General features: G+C 68.4%; 15 protein-coding genes. 4 read left to right on the forward strand and 11 right to left on the reverse strand.

The annotated features are described in order from the left end of the window. Positions 1 to 5: 5 nt before the first annotated feature. Together ACRAQ3_RS18300 and ACRAQ3_RS18305 are read left to right on the forward strand one after the other, a co-directional pair. Complete coding sequence (locus ACRAQ3_RS18300) at positions 6 to 2,456, forward strand: GcvT family protein (RefSeq protein ID WP_432256886.1); 2,451 nt, start codon at positions 6 to 8, stop codon at positions 2,454 to 2,456. Beyond that, a complete protein-coding gene (locus ACRAQ3_RS18305; RefSeq protein WP_432256887.1) occupies positions 2,453 to 4,933 on the forward strand; it encodes a GcvT family protein in 2,481 nt (826 codons plus the stop codon). Before ACRAQ3_RS18300 ends, ACRAQ3_RS18305 begins: the two co-directional genes overlap by 4 nt. 63 nt (positions 4,934 to 4,996) lie before the next feature. On the opposite strand, the gene pta is transcribed toward ACRAQ3_RS18305, so the two are convergent. From pta to ACRAQ3_RS18330, 5 genes are all read right to left on the reverse strand, one after another. After that, positions 4,997 to 6,037: a phosphate acetyltransferase gene (gene pta / locus ACRAQ3_RS18310; RefSeq protein ID WP_432256888.1), complete on the reverse strand. Its 1,041-nt coding sequence runs from the start codon at positions 6,035 to 6,037 to the stop codon at positions 4,997 to 4,999. Then, complete coding sequence (locus ACRAQ3_RS18315) at positions 6,034 to 6,414, reverse strand: cupin domain-containing protein (RefSeq protein ID WP_432256889.1); 381 nt, start codon at positions 6,412 to 6,414, stop codon at positions 6,034 to 6,036. The genes pta and ACRAQ3_RS18315 overlap by 4 nt, the downstream gene beginning before the upstream one ends. Before the next feature lie 145 nt (positions 6,415 to 6,559). Beyond that, the gene (xsc, locus tag ACRAQ3_RS18320; RefSeq protein WP_432256890.1) at positions 6,560 to 8,341 is read right to left on the reverse strand and encodes a sulfoacetaldehyde acetyltransferase; all 1,782 of its coding nucleotides are present in this window, start codon (positions 8,339 to 8,341) and stop codon (positions 6,560 to 6,562) included. A 27-nt stretch (positions 8,342 to 8,368) separates the two neighbouring features. After that, positions 8,369 to 9,763: an NAD(P)/FAD-dependent oxidoreductase gene (locus tag ACRAQ3_RS18325; protein WP_432256891.1), complete on the reverse strand. Its 1,395-nt coding sequence runs from the start codon at positions 9,761 to 9,763 to the stop codon at positions 8,369 to 8,371. A 50-nt stretch (positions 9,764 to 9,813) separates the two neighbouring features. Continuing rightward, positions 9,814 to 10,215 (reverse strand): nuclear transport factor 2 family protein, encoded by a 402-nt coding sequence (locus tag ACRAQ3_RS18330; protein ID WP_432256892.1) that lies wholly within the window; start codon positions 10,213 to 10,215, stop codon positions 9,814 to 9,816. 282 nt (positions 10,216 to 10,497) lie between these two features. On the opposite strand from ACRAQ3_RS18330, the gene ACRAQ3_RS18335 reads away from it, so the two are divergent. Beyond that, positions 10,498 to 12,009 (forward strand): PLP-dependent aminotransferase family protein, encoded by a 1,512-nt coding sequence (locus ACRAQ3_RS18335; RefSeq protein WP_432256893.1) that lies wholly within the window; start codon positions 10,498 to 10,500, stop codon positions 12,007 to 12,009. Positions 12,010 to 12,043: 34 nt separating this feature from the next. Here the strand turns inward: ACRAQ3_RS18335 and ACRAQ3_RS18340 are convergent, their stop codons facing one another. After that, positions 12,044 to 13,708 carry a BCCT family transporter gene (locus ACRAQ3_RS18340; protein WP_432256894.1) on the reverse strand — a complete coding sequence of 555 codons (1,665 nt, stop codon included), beginning with the start codon at positions 13,706 to 13,708 and terminating at the stop codon, positions 12,044 to 12,046. A gap of 405 nt (positions 13,709 to 14,113) precedes the next feature. Here ACRAQ3_RS18340 and ACRAQ3_RS18345 point away from each other — a divergent pair, with 405 nt between their 5' ends. Further along, complete coding sequence (locus tag ACRAQ3_RS18345) at positions 14,114 to 14,680, forward strand: EF-hand domain-containing protein (RefSeq protein ID WP_432256895.1); 567 nt, start codon at positions 14,114 to 14,116, stop codon at positions 14,678 to 14,680. Between the two features lie 98 nt (positions 14,681 to 14,778). On the opposite strand, the gene ACRAQ3_RS18350 is transcribed toward ACRAQ3_RS18345, so the two are convergent. From ACRAQ3_RS18350 to ACRAQ3_RS18370, 5 genes are read right to left on the reverse strand one after another with little or no spacing between them, the layout of a single operon-like run. Then, on the reverse strand, positions 14,779 to 15,162 hold the full coding sequence (locus ACRAQ3_RS18350) for a cytochrome C oxidase subunit IV family protein (protein ID WP_432256896.1): 384 nt from the start codon (positions 15,160 to 15,162) through the stop codon (positions 14,779 to 14,781). A gap of 7 nt (positions 15,163 to 15,169) precedes the next feature. Further along, positions 15,170 to 15,883, reverse strand: coding sequence for a heme-copper oxidase subunit III family protein (locus ACRAQ3_RS18355; protein WP_432256897.1), 714 nt, complete (start codon positions 15,881 to 15,883; stop codon positions 15,170 to 15,172). Between the two features lie 11 nt (positions 15,884 to 15,894). Then, the gene (locus ACRAQ3_RS18360; RefSeq protein ID WP_432256898.1) at positions 15,895 to 16,587 is read right to left on the reverse strand and encodes a hypothetical protein; all 693 of its coding nucleotides are present in this window, start codon (positions 16,585 to 16,587) and stop codon (positions 15,895 to 15,897) included. Further along, a complete protein-coding gene (locus ACRAQ3_RS18365; protein WP_432256899.1) occupies positions 16,584 to 18,356 on the reverse strand; it encodes a cbb3-type cytochrome c oxidase subunit I in 1,773 nt (590 codons plus the stop codon). Before ACRAQ3_RS18365 ends, ACRAQ3_RS18360 begins: the two co-directional genes overlap by 4 nt. After that, a complete protein-coding gene (locus ACRAQ3_RS18370; protein WP_432256900.1) occupies positions 18,353 to 19,198 on the reverse strand; it encodes a cytochrome c oxidase subunit II in 846 nt (281 codons plus the stop codon). The genes ACRAQ3_RS18365 and ACRAQ3_RS18370 overlap by 4 nt, the downstream gene beginning before the upstream one ends. Between the last annotated feature and the right edge of the window lie 20 nt (positions 19,199 to 19,218).

The raw sequence follows: 19,218 nt of genomic DNA on the forward strand, positions 1-19,218 counted from the left end.
CCAACATGTCCCAGCTGCCCACCACAGCGCGTGTCGTCATCATCGGCGGGGGGGCGGTGGGCACATCGGCCCTCTACCATCTTGCCCTCGCGGGCTGGACCGACTGCGTCCTGCTGGAGCGCAACGAGCTGACCGCCGGCAGCACCTGGCACGCGGCGGGCAACGTGCCGATCTTCTCCACCGACTGGGCGGTGATGAACATGCAGCGCTTCTCGACCCGGCTCTACCGCGAGCTCGGCGCGCGGGTCGATTATCCGCTCAACTACCACGTCACTGGCTCGATCCGCCTCGCGCACAGCGAGGCGCGGATGCAGGAATTCGCCCATGTCCGCGCCATGGGCGACCGGCAGGGCCTGCCGATCGAGCTTCTGGATGTCGACGAGATCAAGTCGCGTTACCCGTTCATCGAGACCCACGATCTGGCGGGCGCGCTCTACGATCCGCATGACGGCGACATCGACCCGGCGCAGCTGACCCAGGCCTTTGCCAAGGGCGCGCGCGATCTCGGCGCGCGGATCATCCGTTTCTGCCCGGTGACGGGGGTGCGGCGCGAGAACGGCCGCTGGGTGGTCGAGCACGAGAAGGGAGAAATCGCCTGCGACAAGGTGGTCAACGCGGCGGGATATTACGCGGGCCGGGTCGGCAAATGGTTCGAGCCCTTCGGCGGACGCCCGGTGCCGCTGGCGGTGATGGCGCATCAATACATGCTCACCGACGAGATCCCGCAGATCGAGGCGTGGAGCCGCGAGACCGGGCGCAAGCTGCCGCTGCTGCGCGATGTCGACACCTCCTATTACCTGCGCCAGGAAAAGCACGGCTACAATCTCGGCCCCTATGAGCGGGAATGCCGCGCCCATTGGTGCGGCGATGGCGACCCGATGCCCGAGGATTTCAGCTTCCAGCTGTTCTCGGACGATCTCGACCGGCTCGAACCCTATATCGAGGACGCGATGGGCCGGGTGCCGCTCTTGGCCGAGACCGGGATCAACAAGGTGATCAACGGGCCGATCCCCTATGCGCCGGACGGGTTGCCCTTGATCGGGCCGATGCCCGGCGTGCCCGACGCCTTCGAGGCCTGCGCCTTCACCTTCGGCATCGCGCAGGCGGGCGGGGCGGGCAAGGTGCTCTCGGAATGGGTGATCCATGGCCGCACCGAGTGGGACTGCTGGTCGGTCGATCCGCGCCGCTTCACCGACTACACCGATCCCGACTATTGCGTCGACAAGGCGCGCGAAGTCTATGGGCATGAATTCGCGATGCATTTCCCGCGTCACGAATGGCCGGCCGGGCGCGACCGCAAGCTGTCGCCGCTGCATGAGCGGATCAAGGCCGCGGGCGGGCAGATGGGCGTCCATGGCGGCTGGGAGCGGGCCAACTGGTTCGCGAAGCCCGGCGACGATCTGAGCGAAGCCGCAACGCAGACCTGGTCGCGCCACGGCCCGTGGGAGCCGCGGATCCGCGAGGAGGTCGAGGCGGTGCAAAGCGGCGCGGGCGTGCTCGACCTGCCGGGCTTCGCCCGCTTCGAGATCGAGGGGCCGGGTGTCGCGGATTGGCTCGACGGGCTGATCGCGGGGCGGCTGCCGAAGCCGGGACGGCTCTCGCTCGGCTATGTCTGCGACGCGCGCGGCCATGTGCGCACCGAGTTCTCGGTGCTGCGCCACGAAGGCGACCGGGTGACGCTGATCGGCGCCGCCTCGGCGCAGTGGCACGACGCCGACCTCCTGCGCGCGGCGCTGCCCGGCGACGGCTCGATCACCTTCGCCGATCGCAGCCGCGAGATCTCGACACTCGTGCTTTGCGGCCCCGGGAGCCGCGCGGTCCTGCAAGGCGTGAGCGATGGCGATCTGTCGCTGCCATGGCTCAGCCATCAGGAGGCGCGCGTCGCAGGCCGCCCGGCGCTGTTGGTGCGGGTCTGCTTCGCGGGCGAGCTGGGCTGGGAGATCCACGCCGCCAATGAGGAGATGGTGGCGATTCACGATGCGCTGATGGAGGCGGGGGTGCGTCCCTTCGGGATGTACGCGCTGGACTCGATGCGCCTCGAGAAGGGCTATGGCGCGTGGCGGCGTGAGTTCTCGAGCGATTACTCCGCCCTCGAATCCGGGCTCGACCGTTTCGTGGCGCTCGGCAAACCGGCCGATTTCCCGGGCAAGGCGGCGCTTGCGGCGCAGGCCGGGGCCGGCCCGGCCCGACGGCTCGTATCGCTGATCGTCGATGCGCCCGAGAGCGATGCGCCCGCCTCGGCCCCGGTCTGGCAGGGCGACCGGATCGTCGGCGAGGTCACCTCCGGCGGCTATGGCTACAGGGTCGGTGCGGCGATCGCGCTGGCCATGGTCGAGGCCGCGAGCACCGCGCCGGGCACGGCGCTCGAGATCGATATCCGCGGCGATCGGCGTCCCGCCAAGGTGCAGGACGGGATCTGCCTGTGGGATCCCAGCAATGAAAGGATCAAGGCATGAGCGAAGCGAAGGGGCAAGGCACGGGGCCGGCATCGGCCCTGCCGCCCGGGAAGGCGCGCGTGGTCATCGTCGGCGGCGGCATCATCGGCTGCTCGGTCGCCTATCACCTGAGCCGGCTCGGCTGGACCGACATCGTGCTGCTGGAACGCAAGCAGCTCACCTCCGGCACCACGTGGCACGCCGCCGGGCTGATCGCGCAGCTGCGCGCCAGCCAGAACATGACCCGCCTCGCGAAATACAGCCAGGAACTCTATGGCGCGCTCGAGGAGGAGACCGGCGTCGCCACGGGTTTCCGGCGCAACGGCTCGATCACCGTGGCGCTGACCGAGGCGCGGCGCGAGGAGATCTTCCGGCAGGCCTCGATGGCGCGCACCTACGGCGTCGACGTGGAGCGGATCACCCCCGACGAGATCGCGGCGCGCTACCCGCACATCAATCTCGAGGGCGTGCTGGCGGGCGTCTATCTCGAAAAGGACGGGCAGGGCGACCCGGCTAACATCGCGCATGCCCTGGCGCGCGGCGCCAAGATGCGCGGCGCGCAGATCCTCGAGGGCGTGCGCGTGACCGGGATGCGGCGCGAGGGGCGGCGGATCACCGGCCTCGACTGGGCCGCGCATGGCGAGACCGGGCGGATCGAGGCCGAGACGGTGATCAACTGCGCCGGCATGTGGGGCCGGGAGGTCGGCCGCATGGCCGGTGTCAACGTGCCGCTTCAGGCCTGCGAGCATTTCTACATCGTCACCGAGAGCATCGACGGCCTGCCGCGGCTGCCGGTGCTGCGGGTGCCGGATGAATGCGCCTATTACAAGGAGGATGCGGGCAAGATGATGCTCGGCGCCTTCGAGCCGGTGGCCAAGCCCTGGGGCATGTCGGGCATTCCCGAGGCGTTCGAGTTCGACCAGCTGCCAGAGGATTTCGACCATTTCGAGCCGATCCTCGAAAAGGCGATGCACCGGGTCCCGATGTTCGGCGAGGTCGGCATCCACACCTTCTTCAACGGGCCCGAAAGCTTTACCCCCGATACCTCCTACCTGATGGGGCAGGCGCCCGAGATGGACAACGTCTGGGTCGCGGCCGGCTTCAACTCGATCGGCATCCAGTCGGCGGGGGGCGCCGGCATGGCGCTGGCGCAATGGATGGACAGCGGCGAGAAGCCCTTCGACCTCGGCGATGTCGACATCGCGCGCATGCAGCCGTTCCAGGGCAACCGCAGCTATCTCGTCGCTCGCGCGAAGGAGTCGCTGGGCCTGCTTTACGCCGATCATTTCCCCTATCGCCAGAAGGCCACGGCGCGCGGGGTCCGGCGCAGCCCGCTGCACGCGCATCTCGAGGCGCGCGGCGCGGTGTTCGGCGAACTTGCGGGATGGGAGCGCGCCAACTGGTTCGCCGATCAGGGACAAGAGCACGAGTACCGCTATGGCTGGGGCCGTCAGAACTGGTTCGACAACGCCGCGCGCGAACACATGGCGATCCGCGAGAATCTCGGCATGTACGACATGTCGTCCTTCGGCAAGATCCGGGTCGAGGGGCGCGACGCCGAGGCCTTCATGAACCATGCCTGCGGCGGCGACATGTCGGTGCCGGTCGGCCGCATCGTCTATACGCAGATGCTCAATTCGCGCGGCGGCATCGAGGCCGACGTGACCGTGGCGCGGCTGTCGGAGACCGCCTATCTCGTGGTCACCCCGGCGGCGACGCGGCTGGCGGACCAGACCCGTCTGAGGCGGCTCGTGGGCGACCGCGAGGTGGTGATCACCGACGTCACCTCGGGCGAGGCGGTGCTCGCCGTGATGGGGCCGCGCGCGCGCGACCTGCTGACCCGCGTTTCGCCGAATGATTTCGGCAACGAGACCAACCCGTTCAACACGTTCCAGGAGATCGAGCTCGGCATGGGCCTCGCGCGGGCGCACCGGGTCTCCTATGTCGGCGAGCTGGGCTGGGAGATCTACCTGCCCGCGGAGATGGCCGCGCATGGCTTCGAGACGCTGGCCGAGGCCGGGGCCGATCTGGGGCTCAAGCTGTGCGGGCTGCACATGATGGACAGCTGCCGGATGGAGAAGGGCTTTCGCCATTTCGGCCACGACATCACCTGCGAGGACCACGTGCTCGAGGCGGGGCTCGGCTTCGCGGTGAAGACGCAAAAGCCCGATTTCCTCGGCCGCGAGGCGGTGCTGCGCAAGCGCGAGGAGGGGTTGCAGAAGCGGCTGGTGCAGTTCCGGCTGACCGACCCCGAGCCGCTGCTCTACCACGCCGAACCGATCCTGCGCGACGGCGAGGTCGTCGGCCATCTCACCTCGGGCGCCTATGGTCACGCGCTCGGCGGCGCGATGGGGATGGGCTACGTGCCCTGCGCGGGCGAGACGCCGGGCGACCTCCTCGGCTCGCGCTACGAAATCGAGATCGCCGGCACCCGGGTCGCGGCCGAAGCCTCGCTCAAGCCCTTCTACGATCCGACATCGGAGCGGATGAAGGCCTGAACGGCATCGGGGCGGGCGATCTGCCCGCCCCGATGTTCCCCCGATGCCCGGAGGGGCCTGTCCTCATGCGTGCTGCGCCGGGTCGGCGATGCGGATCGCGTTCCGATCGGTTGCCGCGCATTGCGCGGAGGTGACGGCGATCATGTGCAGGATGTCCTCGGCGGAGCAGCCGCGCGAGAGGTCGTTGGCGGGCTTGGCGAGGCCCTGCAGCACCGGGCCCACCGCGATGGCGCCGCCGACGCGCTGCGCGATCTTGTAGGCGATGTTGCCGGCGTCGAGATTGGGAAAGACGAAGACATTGGCGCGGCCGCCGAGCGCGCTGTCTCGGGCCTTGGCGGCGGCGACCTCGGGCACGAAGGCGGCGTCGAACTGGATTTCGCCGTCGACGGCGAGGCCGGGCGCCGTGGCGCGCAGGAGCGCGGTGGCCTCGGTCACCTTGGAGACCCGCTCATGCGCGGCCGAGCCGCGGGTCGAGAAGGACAGCATCGCCACGCGCGGCGTCTCGCCGACCAGCGTTTCCAGCGAGGCAGCCGAGGCACGGGCGATCTCGGCCATCTCCTCTGCCGTCGGATCCACCACGAGGCCCGCATCGGAGAAGACATGCGCCCCCTTGGTGGCGTGGTGGCGCGCGCAGAACAGCATCAGGAAGAAGGAGGAGACGAGCTTGGCCTCGGGCGCCTTGCCGATCACCTGGATCGCGGTCCGCACGATCTCGGCGGTGGTCAACCGCGCGCCCCCCAGCGTGCCGTCGGCAAGGCCGAGCCTGACCATCAGCGCGGCGAAGACATGTGGCTGGCGCGCGGCCGCGAGCGCGGCGGCCTCGTCGACCCCCTTGTGGCGGCGCAGCTCGTGATAGGTCCGGGCCATGCGCGGCAGATGCGGGCTGGTCTCGGGATCGGCGATCTCGATGCCGTCGGGGACGGGGCCATGGGCGGCCAGCGCGGCGGCGATATCGCTTTCGGGTCCGACCAGCACGATCCGGGCGACCCGCGCATGGCGGGCCATGAGCGCCGCCTCGATCACCCGCGGATCGGTGCCCTCGCTCAGCACGATGCGACGCTCGGAGCGGGCGGCGTCGGCGAGCAAGGTCTCCAGCGGCTTCATGGCGTCTTCCCCGGCGCGGTGTCGCGGATCACGAAGTGCTTGGTGGCGGCCTCGATCACCTCCCATTCGCCCTCGAAGCCGTCGGGGATGACGAAGGCGTCGCCCGCGCGGAACTCGCGCGCGGTGCCGTCGGCGGCGATCAGCCGGACATGGCCGGCGGTCAGCACGCAGACCTCGTCGCGCCCGGTGAAGGCGCGCCAGCGGCCCGGGGTGGAGGTCCAGCTTCCGGCGAGGAAACGACCATCCGGGCTTTGATGCACGATCCGGGTTTCGTGGCGCGGGTCGCCCTCCATCACCCGGTCGGGCAGGTCGGCGAGGCGGCGATGCGTGGTGGCGGGACCCGGATCTGCGAAACCGGTGACGGTGGGAGAGTTCATGCGCTTCATTCGGGGCCTCTCGGTGGCGGCGTGGGATGGCAGCGGCGGGTTCATCGTCGCGATCATTGGGGAGGGGCCTCAGCTCGCGGTGCCCATCCCGCCCGGATGGGGAGGCGGAACCGTCCGCCTCCCGCCCGGGGGTGGCTTAGCCCACGGTCTGCGGTCGCATGTCGGCGCGGGATATACCTGCCACGCGCACCGGCTTCTTCATCGCGTCGCGGCGGAACGGCTCGCCCAGCTCCTGGTTCAACACCACCTCGATGAAGGTGGTGACCCCGTCCTCCATCTGCTCCTTCACGGCGGTGCGCAGCGCCTCGGTGAGCGCTTCGGTCGAGGTGACCTGCACGCCCTTGAGCCCGCAGCCCTCGGCGATCTTGGCGTAGTTCACGTCGAGGCTGAGCTCGGTGCCGACGAAGTTGTCGTCGAACCACAGCGTGGTGTTCCGCTTTTCCGCGCCCCACTGGTAGTTGCGGAAGATCACCATGGTGATCGGGGGCCAGTCGCCGCGCCCGCAGGCGGTCATCTCGTTCATCGAGATGCCGAAGGCCCCGTCACCCGCAAAGCCGATCACCGGCGTGTCGGGGCAGCCGATCTTGGCGCCGAGGATCGCCGGCAGGCCGTAGCCGCAGGGGCCGAACAGGCCGGGCGCGAGGTATTTCCGCCCCGCCTCGAAGCTCGGATAGGCGTTGCCGATGGCGCAGTTGTTGCCGATGTCCGAGGAGATGATCGCCTCGCGCGGCATCGCCACCATGATCGCGCGCCAGGCCTGGCGCGGGCTCATCCGGTCGGGCTGGCGGGCGCGGGCGCGCTCGTTCCAGGTGATGCCCTCGTCATTGTCCTCCTCGTGATCCATCGAGGAGAGCTCCTGCGCCCAGCGGGATTTCAGATGCGCGATGGTGTCGCGCCGCTCCTGGCGGTCGCGCTCGCCGGCCTCGACCGAGAGCTTCGACAGGATCTGCTCGGCCACCTTCTTCGCGTCGCCCTGGATCGCGACATCGACCTTCTTGGTGAGGCCGATCCGGTCGGCGTTGATGTCGACCTGAATGATCTTGGCGTCCTTCGGCCAGTAGTCGATGCCGTAGCCCGGCAGGGTGGAGAACGGGTTCAGGCGGTTGCCGAGCGCCAGCACCACGTCGGCCTTGGCAATGAGCTGCATCGCCGCCTTGGAGCCGTTGTAGCCCAAGGGGCCGACCGAGAGCGGGTGATTGCCCGGGAAGGCGTCGTTGTGCTGGTAGCCGCAGGCCACCGGCGCGTCGAGCCGCTCGGCCAGCTTGCGCGAGGCGTCGATCGCGCCCGACAGCACCACGCCCGCGCCGTTCAGGATCACCGGGAAGGCGGCCTCGCTCAGAAGACGCGCGGCCTGCGCCACCGCCTCCTCGCCGCCCGCCGGGCGCTCGAGCCGGATGATCTGCGGCAGCTCGATGTCGATCACCTGGGTCCAGAAATCGCGCGGCACGTTGATCTGCGCCGGCGCCGAGCCGCGCCACGCCTTGGCGATGACCCGGTTCAGCACCTCGGCGATGCGCGACGGATCGCGCACCTCCTCCTGATAGCAGACCATGTCCTCGAACAGCTTCATCTGCTCGATCTCCTGGAAGCCGCCCTGACCGATGGTCTTGTTGGCGGCCTGCGGCGTCACCAGCAGCAGCGGCGTGTGGTTCCAGTAGGCGGTCTTGATCGGCGTGACGAAGTTGGTGATGCCCGGGCCGTTCTGGGCGATCGCCATGCTCATCCTGCCGGTGGCGCGGGTGTAGCCGTCGGCGATCATCCCGCCCGAGGTCTCGTGCGCGCAGTCCCAGAAGGTGATGCCGGCTTCCGGAAACAGGTCCGAGATCGGCATCATTGCCGAGCCGATGATGCCGAAGGCATGCTCGATCCCGTGCATCTGCAGAACCTTGATGAAGGCCTCTTCGGTGGTCATTTTCATGGGAAGTTCTCCTTTGAGATCAGCGGGTCAGAGGGTCTCGTCGCGCAGCTGGTACCAGGGGTAGAGCATGCGCTGGCCGAGCCTGCGGAACGGGGTGAGGGGGCCGTGATGCGGCAGGGCGGTGCCGAAGATCGGCAGTTCCGGAAGCCGCTCTCCGGCGACGAGTTGCGCCATGCGGCGCCCGGCCTGCGCGGAATACATCACGCCGTTGCCGCCATAGCCCATGGCGTAGAAGACGCCCGAGCCCGGCTCGGCCTCGGTGATGCGCGGCATCATGTCGTGGCTGACATCGACCCAGCCCCACCACGAGTAGTCGAGCGCGATGCCGGTCAAAGCCGGGAACTTGGCGAAGAGCCCTTTCTGCAGCAGCGCCAGGTGCTTGGGGTTCTCGGCATCACGGCCGGTGATGGCGCTGCGCGAGCCGATCTGCACCCGGCCGTCGGGCAGGTAGCGGTAGTAATGCCGCAGCGTGCGCGTGTCGGTCAGCGGCGAGCCGGTCCGGAAGCCGCAGGCCGCGCGCTCCTCATCGGTCAGCACCCGCGTCACGATCGAGTTCGACAGCACCGGCATCAGCCGGTGCCTCGTGCGTCGGTCGAGCCCGGGCGGCGTATAGCCCGCCGTGGCGATGGCGACGCGGCGGGCGCGCACCGTGCCCCCGGGCGTGCGCAAATAGTGGTAGCCACCCTTGCTGGTCCAGCCCTCGACCGGGCTCGATGGGTGCACCTTCGCGCCGAGCCGGCGGGCGAGGCGGAGATAGGAGAAGGCGAGTTTGGCGGCGTGGATCGAGGTGCCGTCGGGCTCCCACATCGCGCCATGCGCCTCCTGATCCTTCACGTGGCGCGCGTGCAATTCCTCGCGGCCCATGAGGCGCGCGCCGTAGCCGAAGACCTCGTTGAGAAGCCGCGCTTCGGCCGCGAGCTTCGGCATTACCTTGGCGCGGTGGGCGATGTAGAAATGCCCGCCGGGCTGCGGGTCGCAGTCGATCTCGTCCGAGCCGATCAGATCGTTGAACACCTCGAAGGCCTCGACCACCTCGCCATGCAGCCGCTTGGCGGCGTCGAGCCCGTAGCGCACGATCCATTCCGAGCGCTTGAGCCGTCCGGCCGAGATCTGCGCCTGCCCGCCATTGCGGGTCGAGCAGCCCCAGGCGACGGCGTTGGCCTCGAGCACCGCGACCTCGATGCCGTGATCGCGCGCGAGGTGGATGGCGGTCGACATCCCCGTGTAGCCCGAGCCGATCACCGCCACCTCGACGCTCATGTCGGCGGTGACGGGGCCGTCATCCTCGGGCGCCGGCCCGGCGGTGCCGATCCAGTAGGTCGGGGCATAGTCGCGGCTCCGCCCCGGCCCGGCATCGGTCAGCGGATCGTAGCGCGGGTCGTAGGCCGTGCGGAGGAGCGTGGCTGGGGGCTGGTCGAGCATGTCCGTCTCCTGTGGATCGGGGATAGGGGCGGGGCCGTGATGAGGCGGGGTCAGGCCTTGAAGGGCGGGCGGTTCTTGCGCAGCGCCTGTTTCACCACGAGCCTGCCGTCCCGGATGGTGAAGAGGTCGGCGCCTTCGGCCTCGACGCGCATGCCGTCGGCATCGGTGCCCGAAAAGGTCCATTCCGACACGGCGCGGTCGCCCGAGACGAAGTGCGAATGGTGGTCCCATCGCGCGTCGGGCATCGCCTGCCAGACCGCCTCGAAGGCGCGCGCGATGGCCGCCCGTCCCTCGATCCGGGTGCCATGCGCCTCGGTACCGGCGACGGTGTAGAACACGCAGTCATCGGCGAAATGCGTCATCACGGCATCGATGTCGTGCCGGTTGAACGCGTCGAAGGTCGCGGCGAGATCGGCGGCGGTCAGGCGGGTTTCGGTCAGTGTGGCGGACATGAAGTCTCTTCCTCGATCATGGGAATGGGGATGCCGCAGGACGCGAGGCGGGGCTGCGGCGCGCTCGTAGGCCCCCGGGGATGCGCCGGGCGGCGCTTACGGGAGAGGGCGTCATCTCGTGCCTGACCCGTCGTCGCCATCTTGGTCCCCCGCTGCTTGCCTGAGCCTGACCGCGTTTCACCGAATGCGTCCCGCCCGGATGAGAAAGCCCCGGATGGCCGCCATTCATTAGGGCCAGTTTCGGATTTGACTTGGTCCAGTTTCGAGGTGATCCTCGCGCCCATGCCGGTCAGCAGAATTCCCTCGGACGTGTTCTTTCTCGACCGCGGTTCCGGGCGCGCCCTGCAGGCGCAGCTGCGCGAGACGGTCGTGGCGCTGCTGCGCACCGGGCAGGCCGCGCCCGGCGCGACGCTGCCCTCGTCGCGCAAGCTCGCCGCGCATCTGGGCATCGCCCGGATGACGGTGACGCTGGCCTATCAGGAGCTGGTGGCGCAGGGGCTGGTCGAGGCGCGCGACCGCCGTGGCTACGTGCTGGCCAAGACTGCCATGCCCGAGCTGCCGCGCCCGATCCGGGCCGAACCTCGGCGACCGGGCGCCCCGGACTGGGACGGTTTCCTCGACCTGGGGCTGTCGAAGCGACGCCGGGTGATCAAGCCGCCGGATTGGCGGCACATGCCTTACCCCTTCGTCTATGGCCAGATGGATGCGAGCCTGTTCGACCACGCCGCCTGGCGCGACTGCGCCCGTCAGGCCAGCGGTGGGCGCGACTTCTTCGACCTCGCCGGCGACCAGGCCGCCGCCGACGACCCGGTGCTGGTGAACTATATCCGCTCCACCATGCTGCCTCGGCGCGGGATCCGCGCCGAGGCGGACGAGATCCTGATCACCGTCGGCGCGCAGAACGCGCTGTGGCTCGCGGCCGAGTTGCTGACCCGAAGACCGCTCAAGGCGATGGGCGAAAACCCGGGCTATCCCGACACGCTGCAGGCGCTGCGCTGGTGCGGAGCGGATGTCGGCACGGTCGAGGTCGACGAGCACGGGCTGCCCCCCGAGCGCATCCCGGAGGGCACGGGGGCGGTCTTCGTCAGCCCCAGCCATCATGCGCCCACCGGCGCGACCATGCCGGTCAAGCGCCGCCGCCAGCTGCTGCGCGCCGCCGCGGAGCGCGATTTCGTGGTGATCGAGGACGACTACGATTTCGAGATGAGCTTTCTCGAGGCGCCGAGCCCGGCCCTGAAGTCGCTCGATCGCGACGGTCGGGTGATCTATGTCGGCAGCTTTTCAAAGGCGCTGTTTCCCGGCCTGCGGCTCGGTTATCTGGTGGGACCGGCCCGCTTCGTCGCCGAGGCGCGCGAGCTCAGGGCGCTGATCCTGCGTCACCCGCCGGGCCATCTGCAACGCACCGCCGCCTATTTTCTCGCGCAGGGGCATTACGATCGGCTGATGCGCGAGCTGCGCCGAGCCTTCGCGCAGCGGCGCTCGGAGATGCAGGCGGCGCTGAGGGGGACCGGGCTCAGCATCGCCGGCGCGGCGCGGTTCGGCGGCTCCAGCGTCTGGGTCGAGGGGCCGCCGGGACTGTGCTCGAACGCACTCGCCGAGGCACTGCTGGGAGAGGGCGTGGTGATCGAACCGGGGGCGTCGTTCTTCGACCGGTTCGAGGGGCCTTGCCCGTTCTTCCGGCTCGGCTACTCCTCCATCGCCTCCGAGAGGATCGCCGAAGGCGTGGCGCGGATCGCGCAGATGGTCCGGCGGCTTCGGCCGATGGCATTCGCGCCGGGCCGAACGGGGTCGTAGCCCCCTCGGCCCGGCGCGGGATGTCGCCGGCTCGTCACTCCGCCGGGGCGCCTTCGGCCGTGTCGGTCCTGGCGGAGGCGGTGCCGAGCTGGGCATAGGCGTCATGCACGTCCGTGCCCATGTTGTGCTCGGCCTCGGCATCGCTGCGGAACCGCTGGCGGTGACGATGGACCATCAGGTTGTCCCAGCGGAGCGCCCGCACGAGGCCCCATGCGATCAGGCACAGCACCACCGCGAAGGGGAAGCCCGCGATCACCGCCGCAGCCTGCAACGCACCCAAGCCCCCCGCAAGCAACAGCACCGAGGCCACCGCGCCTTCGGACACCGCCCAGAAGATGCGCTGCACCTTGGGCGGGTTCGGATCGCCGCCGGCGGTCAGCATGTCGATCACGAAGCTGCCCGAATCCGAGGAGGTCACGAACCACATCACGATCAGGATCGTCGCGAACAGCGATGTCACGCCCGAGAAGGGGAAGTAGTCGAGCAGGGCGAACATGGTGTTGGCGTAGTTCTCGCGCGTGGCGTCGACCAGGGTCGGGTCGCCGGTGAGCGAGATCGAGATCGCGGTGCCGCCGAAGGCGGTGAACCAGAAGAACATGATCGAGCAGGGCAGCAGCATCACCCCGAACATGAACTCGCGCACGGTGCGGCCACGGCTGATCCGGGCCACGAAGACGCCGACGAAGGGCGCCCAGCTGACCCACCAGGCCCAGTAGAAGATGGTCCAGCTCTCCTGCCAGTTGCCGCCGTCATTGCCGCCCTGCCAGCCCTCGTTCCAGGTGCCGAGCTGGATGAAGCGGCTCAGGTAGTAGCCGTAATTGTCGACGAAGCTGTCGAGGATGAACAGCGTCGGGCCGACGATCACCATGAAGGCGAGGAAGACGAGCGTCAGGATGATGTTGATGTTGGAGAGGCGCTTGATGCCGCCGTCGAGACCGGCGACGACCGAAAGCGTCGCCATGCCGGTGATCGCGGCGATGATGAGGATCTGGACCACAACGTTGTTGGGCACGCCGAACAGCTCGTTCAGGCCGGCATTGACCTGCGTGGCGCCGAGGCCCAGCGAGGTGACGATGCCGAACATGGTGCCGAACACCGCGACGATGTCGACGAGATCGCCCCAGAACCCGTAGATCCGGTCGCCGATCAGCGGGTAGAGCGCCGAGCGGATCGCCAGCGGCAGCCCCTTGCGGAAGTGGAAATAGGCCAGCGCCAGCGCCACCACCGCGTAGATGCCCCAGGCGTGGAATCCCCAATGCATGAAGCTGATCGCCATCGCCTCCTGCGCCGCCTGCACGGTTTCGGGGTCGGCCATGGGGGGCGCGAAGTAGTGATACATCGGCTCGGCCACGCCCCAGTAGATCAGGCCGATGCCGATACCCGCCGAGAACAGCATCGCGGTCCAGGAGAACAGAGAATATTCCGGATTCTCGTCCATCCGGCCCAGCCGGACATCGCCGAAGGGCCCGACCCCCATGAAGATCACGAAGACCAGCAGCAGGTTGATAAGGATGATCATCGCCCAGCCGAAATAGCCGGCGAGCCAGCCTTGGATCCCGGTGAAGACCGTGTTGGCGAGTTCGTTGAAGACCGCGCCGAACAGGATGAACCCGATGATCAGCGCCGCCGAGACGATGAAGACCGGTCGGTTGACCTTTGGAAATATCCAGAACCGCTCCTGCGGTCGCATGCCTGACATGATCTCGTCCTCGCTCCTGCCAATCGATTGGGGCTCAACGCGCTTGGCCCGATGTCGTTCACATTACCTTTCGGCAGGTTCCGTCACGAAAGCCGGAGCACGGAGCAGGTGGCAGCGATCTGCCGATGCCACCGGAGCGGGCGTCCACGGGTGCCACAGCGGCGTGTTCGAGGCGTAAACGAAAGGCCGCGCGGGGCGGATCAGGCCCCGGCGACCGTGGTTTCGCGGGCTGTTTCCGGGCGAAAGCCGGAGGGATTTGTCGCGAGCTGTATCGCGTCGCGGCGCTGCGACAGACGGCGACAAAGCCCGCGTGGCGCGGCTCTTATCCAGCAGGCAGGAAGGCCCAAGTGAACGACACGGCGCCGATGACGACGCCGGACAGACAACCCAGAAAAGGGCCAAGACATGAAACCGAACACTCTTCTTCCCACCGCCTTCCTCGTGACCGCGCTGCTGGGTGCCGGCGCCGCGGTCGCCACCGCGCAGAGCCAGCCGCCGGTTCAGGAGCCGGCCGCCGCGACCGCCCAGGCCGCGCCGGCCGAGGCGCAAGCGGCCGATGAGCGCGGCCCCCGCATGCATCGCGGCGGCGACGAGGACCGCCGGGGCGGCCGGCACCATGGCCGCGGCGCCGGGCATGGCGGACCGCGTGGCGGCATGATGATGCAGCGGATCATGACCCAAGCCGATGCCGACGGCGATGGCAGCCTGACGCTGGAGGAAATCGAGGCTTTCCGCACCGCGCAGGTCGAGAGCGCCGATGCGTCTGGTGACGGCGCTCTGACGATCGAGGAGTTCGAGACGCTCTACAACGCCTTCATGCGCGAGCGCATGGTCGATGCCTTCCAAGCGTTCGACGCCGATGGCGACGGCGAGATCGTCGAGGGCGAGATCGATGCCCGCCTCGACCCCATGCTCGAACGGATGGATCGTGACGGCGACGGCGCGATCAGCCCGGCCGACCGCCGCCGCTGAACGTTCTTCTCTTGGCGGGGTCTCACCGGGCCCCGCCGAGCCGGATCGTCCTGCTACCGGCGATCCGCGCCGCGATCCGTCCTCCCCCGGGTCGCGGCCTATTCATGCCCGCCTTCCCGCGCGACGGCGAGGTCCGGATCGCCGGAGAGATAGGTCGTCCGCGATTGCAACGTGTAGTCGGACTCGGCCAGCATGATCCCCATGAAGACCAGCGCGGCGAGCGGCGGCAGCAGGATTGCATAGACGAGCGCCAGCCGTTCCCATGCCATGTGCATGAACACCGCGACGATCAGCCCGGCCTTCAGCACCATGAATATCAGGATCAGACTCCAGCGTAGCGCGCCCTGAAGCTGCGCGTAATCCACCATGTAGGAGGCGGCGCTGAGCACGAACAGGAAGCCCCAGCAGGTGAGGTAGAGCCGGATCGGATGGGCCTGCCCTTCGTGGGCGGCATGGGTGTCGGAGGCGGCGGCATGCGTCATGTTTCCCTCACCATAGGTAGAAGAACGCGAAGATGAAGACCCAGACGAGGTCGACGAAGTGCCAGTAGAGGCCCATGATCTCCACCGCCTCGTAATCGCCCTTCTCGCGGCAGAGCCATGTCCTGCGGCCGCTGTCGAATTCGCCCTTGCGGACCTTGTTGGCGACGATCAGCAGGAACAGCACCCCGAAACTGACATGGGTCCCGTGAAAGCCGGTGATCATGAAGAAGGTCGCGCCGAACTGCTCGGCGCCCCACGGGTTGCCCCATGGCCGCACGCCCTCGGAAATGAGCTTCGTCCACTCGAAGGCCTGCATGCCGACGAAGAGCGCGCCGAGCGCGGCGGTGGCGAACATCAGCTGTGCGGTGCGACGGCGGTTGCGCGCATAGGCGAAGTTCACCGCCATCGCCATCGTCCCCGAGGACGAGATCAGCACGAAGGTCATGATCGCGATCAGCAGCAGCGGCAGCTCGGTCTGGCCGACATGCAGCGCGAAGACCTCGCTGGCATTGGGCCATTCGACCTCGGTCGAACTGCGCGCCGACATGTAGGAGATGAGGAAGATCGCGAAGACGAAGGTGTCGCTCAGCAGGAAGATCCACATCATCGCCTTGCCCCAGGAGGCGGTCTTGAACGCCCTCTGGTCCGAGGCCCAATCCGCGGCGACCCCTTCGAGCCCGCTCGGGCGGGGCGGTGACCTGTGGGCGGTGGCGTCGGTCATGCTCGTCTCCCTCAGCTCAGGATCGCCCGGCACAGCGCGGCGGCGTCGCTGGCCCAGCCGGTGAGGATCGCCATCATGGCGATCCAGACGATCAGCAGGAAATGCCAGTAGATCGCGCAGAGCGCGACGGCGGGCGCGGCGGCGCCGGGCCCCGCGCGCAGCCGCGTGGCCACCCGCGCCAGCGCCACAAGTCCGCCGAGGATATGCAGCCCGTGCAGCCCGGAGATCAGGTAGAAGAAGCTCGCCCCCGGCGTCGCCGCGAGCCCCTGCCCGGTTTCCACCATCCGCGCCCATGCGAGGCCCTGCGCCAGCAGAAAGGCCGCCATGCTCGCCGCGCCCGCGCCGATCCAGCGCGCGAGGCCCGGCCCGTCGCCGCGCCGGGCGGCGAAGACGGCGGCCTGCAGCGCGAGGCTGCTCAGCGCCAAGAGCGCCGTGCCGGCCCAGACCACGCGCGGCAGCCGCATCTCGAACCAGTCGGCATAGCCCATCCGCATGGTGACCGCGCTGCCCGCCAGCGCGAACAGCCCGCCCGCGACAATCAGGAACACGCCGAGCCCGGCCCGGCCCGTGGGCTGGCCGCCGGGGGAGGGGCTGCGGGTGACGGCGCCGGTCTCGAGCCACGGCCTCTCGGCCACGCCCTGCCGCCAGAGCCATGTCAGCGCGATCCCGGCGACCAGCGCCACGAAGCCCAGCACGATGCTCATGGCACGTGGCTCCAGCTGGCGCGGTGGCCGGGATCGTCCTGCGCGATGTAGTCGCGCGGCGCGCCGGGCACCGAGTAGTCATAGGCCCAGCGATGGACCACCGGCAGCTCCTCGCCCCAGTTGCCGTGGCGCGGCGGTACCTCGGGCGTCTGCCATTCGAGCGAGGCGGCGCGCCACGGGTTGTGGCCCGCCTTGCGGCCCCGCGCGAGGCTCCATGCGACGTTGAACAGGAACAGCATCTGCGCCGCGCCCACGGTCAGCGCCGCGACGGTGATGAAGGCGTTGAGCGTGGCGACGCTGTCGGGCACGAAGCTCGCCGAGATGTCGGGATAGCGGCGCGGCACCCCGACGAGACCCACGTAATGCATCGGGAAGAAGATCGCGTAGGCGCCGATGAAGGTGACCCAGAAGTGGATCAGCCCCATCCTGTGCGACAGCATCCGTCCCGAGATCAGCGGGAACCAGTGATAGATCGCGCCATAGATCACCATGATCGGCGCGACCCCCATCACCATGTGGAAATGCGCCACGACGAACATCGTGTCCGACAGCGGCACGTCGACCACCACGTTGCCGAGGAAGAGGCCGGTGAGCCCGCCATTGAGGAAGGTGACGATGAAGCCCAACGCGAAGAGCATCGGCAGGGTCAGGTGGATGTCGCCGCGCCAGAGCGTCAGGATCCAGTTGTAGACCTTGAGCGCGGTGGGCACCGCGATGATCAGCGTCGTGGTGGCGAAGAAGAAGCCGAAATAGGGGTGCATGCCCGAGACGTACATGTGGTGCGCCCAGACGATGAAGGACAGCGCGCCGATGATGACGATGGCCCAGACCATCATCCGGTAGCCGAAGATGTTCTTGCGCGCATGCACCGCGATCAGGTCCGACACGATGCCGAAGGCCGGCAGCGCCACGATGTACACCTCCGGGTGGCCGAAGAACCAGAACAGGTGCTGGAACACGATCGGCGAGCCGCCGCCATAGCTCAGCTGCTCGCCCATCTCCACCAGCGCCGGCATGAAGAACGACGTGCCCAGAAGCCGGTCGAACAGCATCATCACGCTCGCCACGAACAGCGCCGGAAAGGCCAGCAGCGCCATCACCGTGGCGGTGAAGATGCCCCAGATGGTGAGCGGCATCCGCATCAATGTCATGCCCCGCGTGCGCGCCTGCAGCACCGTGACGGCGTAGTTCAACCCGCCCATGGTGAAGCCGATGATGAACAGGATCAGCGACACCAGCATCAGCACGATGCCCCATTGCGTGCCGCCCGGCGTGCCCGACAGGATCGCCTGCGGCGGGTAGAGCGTCCAGCCCGCGCCCGTCGGCCCGCCCGGTGCGAAGAAGCTCGCCGCGAGCACCACCACGGCGAGGAAATATACCCAGAAGCTCAGCATGTTGACGAAGGGAAACACCATGTCCCGCGCGCCGACCATCAGCGGGATCAGGTAGTTGCCGAAGCCGCCCAGGAAGATCGCGGTGAGCAGGTAGACCACCATGATCATGCCGTGCATGGTGATGAACTGGTAATATGCCTCGGCCGAGATGAAATCGAACACGCCCGGAAAGCCGAGCTGCATCCGGATCAGCCATGACAGGACGAGGGCGACGAGGCCGATCGCGATGGCGGTGCCGGAATATTGCAGCGCGATGTACTTGGCGTCCTGCGAGAAGACCCAGCGCGACCAGAAGCCGTGGGCATGCGGCGGCGGCAGGTCGGGCACTTCGGCGGGCGGAATGCCCGTGTCGGGGTCTTCGCTGACGCTGCTCATGGATCGCTCCCTCCGATCGGCTCCGCGGTATTCGCGACCTGCACTTCCTTGCCAGCTGGCAATCCCGCGAAGGTGAGCTGCTCGCCGAGCCAGGCCTCGTACTCGGCCTCCTCGTCGATCAGCACGTAGCCGCGCATGTAGCCGTGCCCGGTGCCGCACAGCTCGGCGCAGAGCACCTCGAACTCGCCCGTGCGGGTCGGGGTGAACCAGAAATAGGTGACCATGCCGGGCACCATGTCCATCTTGGCGCGGAATTCGGGCACGTAGAAATCATGCAGCACATCGACCGAGCGCAGCAGCACCTTCACCGGCTTGCCGATCGGCAGGTGCAGATCGCCGCCGTCGATCACCACGTCGTCGGCGCCGAACCGGTCATGCGGGTTGAGCCCGAGCGGGTTGTCGGCCGAGATCCAGGTCACGTCCGAGCTTCCGAGCTGTCCATCCGCGCCGGGCAGCCGGTAGCTCCAGAACCACTGCTGGGCCACCACCTCGATCTCGGTGGCGTCATCGGGCACGGTGATGAACCGGTTCCAGACCACCAGCCCCGGCGCCAGCATCGCCGCGACGCCGAGCGCGGTCAGCGCCGTGAGCCAGATCTCCAGCCGCTTGCTCTCGGGCTCGTAATGGGCGACGCGGCCGGGCTTGTGGCGGTAGCGGAACACGCACCACGCCATGAACAGCACCACCGCCGTGAAGACGGCGCCGGTGATCCAGAAGGTGATGACCAGCGTGGTGTCGATATAGCCCCAGTTCGAGGCGATGGGCGTCCACCACCATGGGCTGACCAGATGGAACGCCACGGAAAACAGAACAATCAGAACCAGACTAGCCGCAACGATCATGGCGATGTCCCTTCCACGCG

The organism is Limimaricola sp. AA108-03, assembly GCF_050847355.1.
In the GTDB taxonomy this organism is placed as follows: Bacteria; Pseudomonadota; Alphaproteobacteria; order Rhodobacterales; family Rhodobacteraceae; genus Limimaricola.

Bases quoted from the DNA above. Each gene is read 5' to 3' on its own strand.
- ACRAQ3_RS18365 (WP_432256899.1), bottom strand. From the start codon at position 18,356: ATGAGCAGCGTCAGCGAAGACCCCGACACGGGCATTCCGCCCGCCGAA.
- ACRAQ3_RS18305 (WP_432256887.1), top strand. From the start codon at position 2,453: ATGAGCGAAGCGAAGGGGCAAGGCACGGGGCCGGCATCGGCCCTGCCG.
- ACRAQ3_RS18345 (WP_432256895.1), top strand. From the start codon at position 14,114: ATGAAACCGAACACTCTTCTTCCCACCGCCTTCCTCGTGACCGCGCTG.
- ACRAQ3_RS18360 (WP_432256898.1), bottom strand. From the start codon at position 16,587: ATGAGCATCGTGCTGGGCTTCGTGGCGCTGGTCGCCGGGATCGCGCTG.
- ACRAQ3_RS18300 (WP_432256886.1), top strand. From the start codon at position 6: ATGTCCCAGCTGCCCACCACAGCGCGTGTCGTCATCATCGGCGGGGGG.
- ACRAQ3_RS18370 (WP_432256900.1), bottom strand. From the start codon at position 19,198: ATGATCGTTGCGGCTAGTCTGGTTCTGATTGTTCTGTTTTCCGTGGCG.
- pta (WP_432256888.1), bottom strand. From the start codon at position 6,037: ATGAAGCCGCTGGAGACCTTGCTCGCCGACGCCGCCCGCTCCGAGCGT.
- xsc (WP_432256890.1), bottom strand. From the start codon at position 8,341: ATGAAAATGACCACCGAAGAGGCCTTCATCAAGGTTCTGCAGATGCAC.
- ACRAQ3_RS18330 (WP_432256892.1), bottom strand. From the start codon at position 10,215: ATGTCCGCCACACTGACCGAAACCCGCCTGACCGCCGCCGATCTCGCC.
- ACRAQ3_RS18335 (WP_432256893.1), top strand. From the start codon at position 10,498: ATGCCGGTCAGCAGAATTCCCTCGGACGTGTTCTTTCTCGACCGCGGT.
- ACRAQ3_RS18350 (WP_432256896.1), bottom strand. From the start codon at position 15,162: ATGACGCATGCCGCCGCCTCCGACACCCATGCCGCCCACGAAGGGCAG.
- ACRAQ3_RS18340 (WP_432256894.1), bottom strand. From the start codon at position 13,708: ATGTCAGGCATGCGACCGCAGGAGCGGTTCTGGATATTTCCAAAGGTC.
- ACRAQ3_RS18325 (WP_432256891.1), bottom strand. From the start codon at position 9,763: ATGCTCGACCAGCCCCCAGCCACGCTCCTCCGCACGGCCTACGACCCG.
- ACRAQ3_RS18315 (WP_432256889.1), bottom strand. From the start codon at position 6,414: ATGAACTCTCCCACCGTCACCGGTTTCGCAGATCCGGGTCCCGCCACC.
- ACRAQ3_RS18355 (WP_432256897.1), bottom strand. From the start codon at position 15,883: ATGACCGACGCCACCGCCCACAGGTCACCGCCCCGCCCGAGCGGGCTC.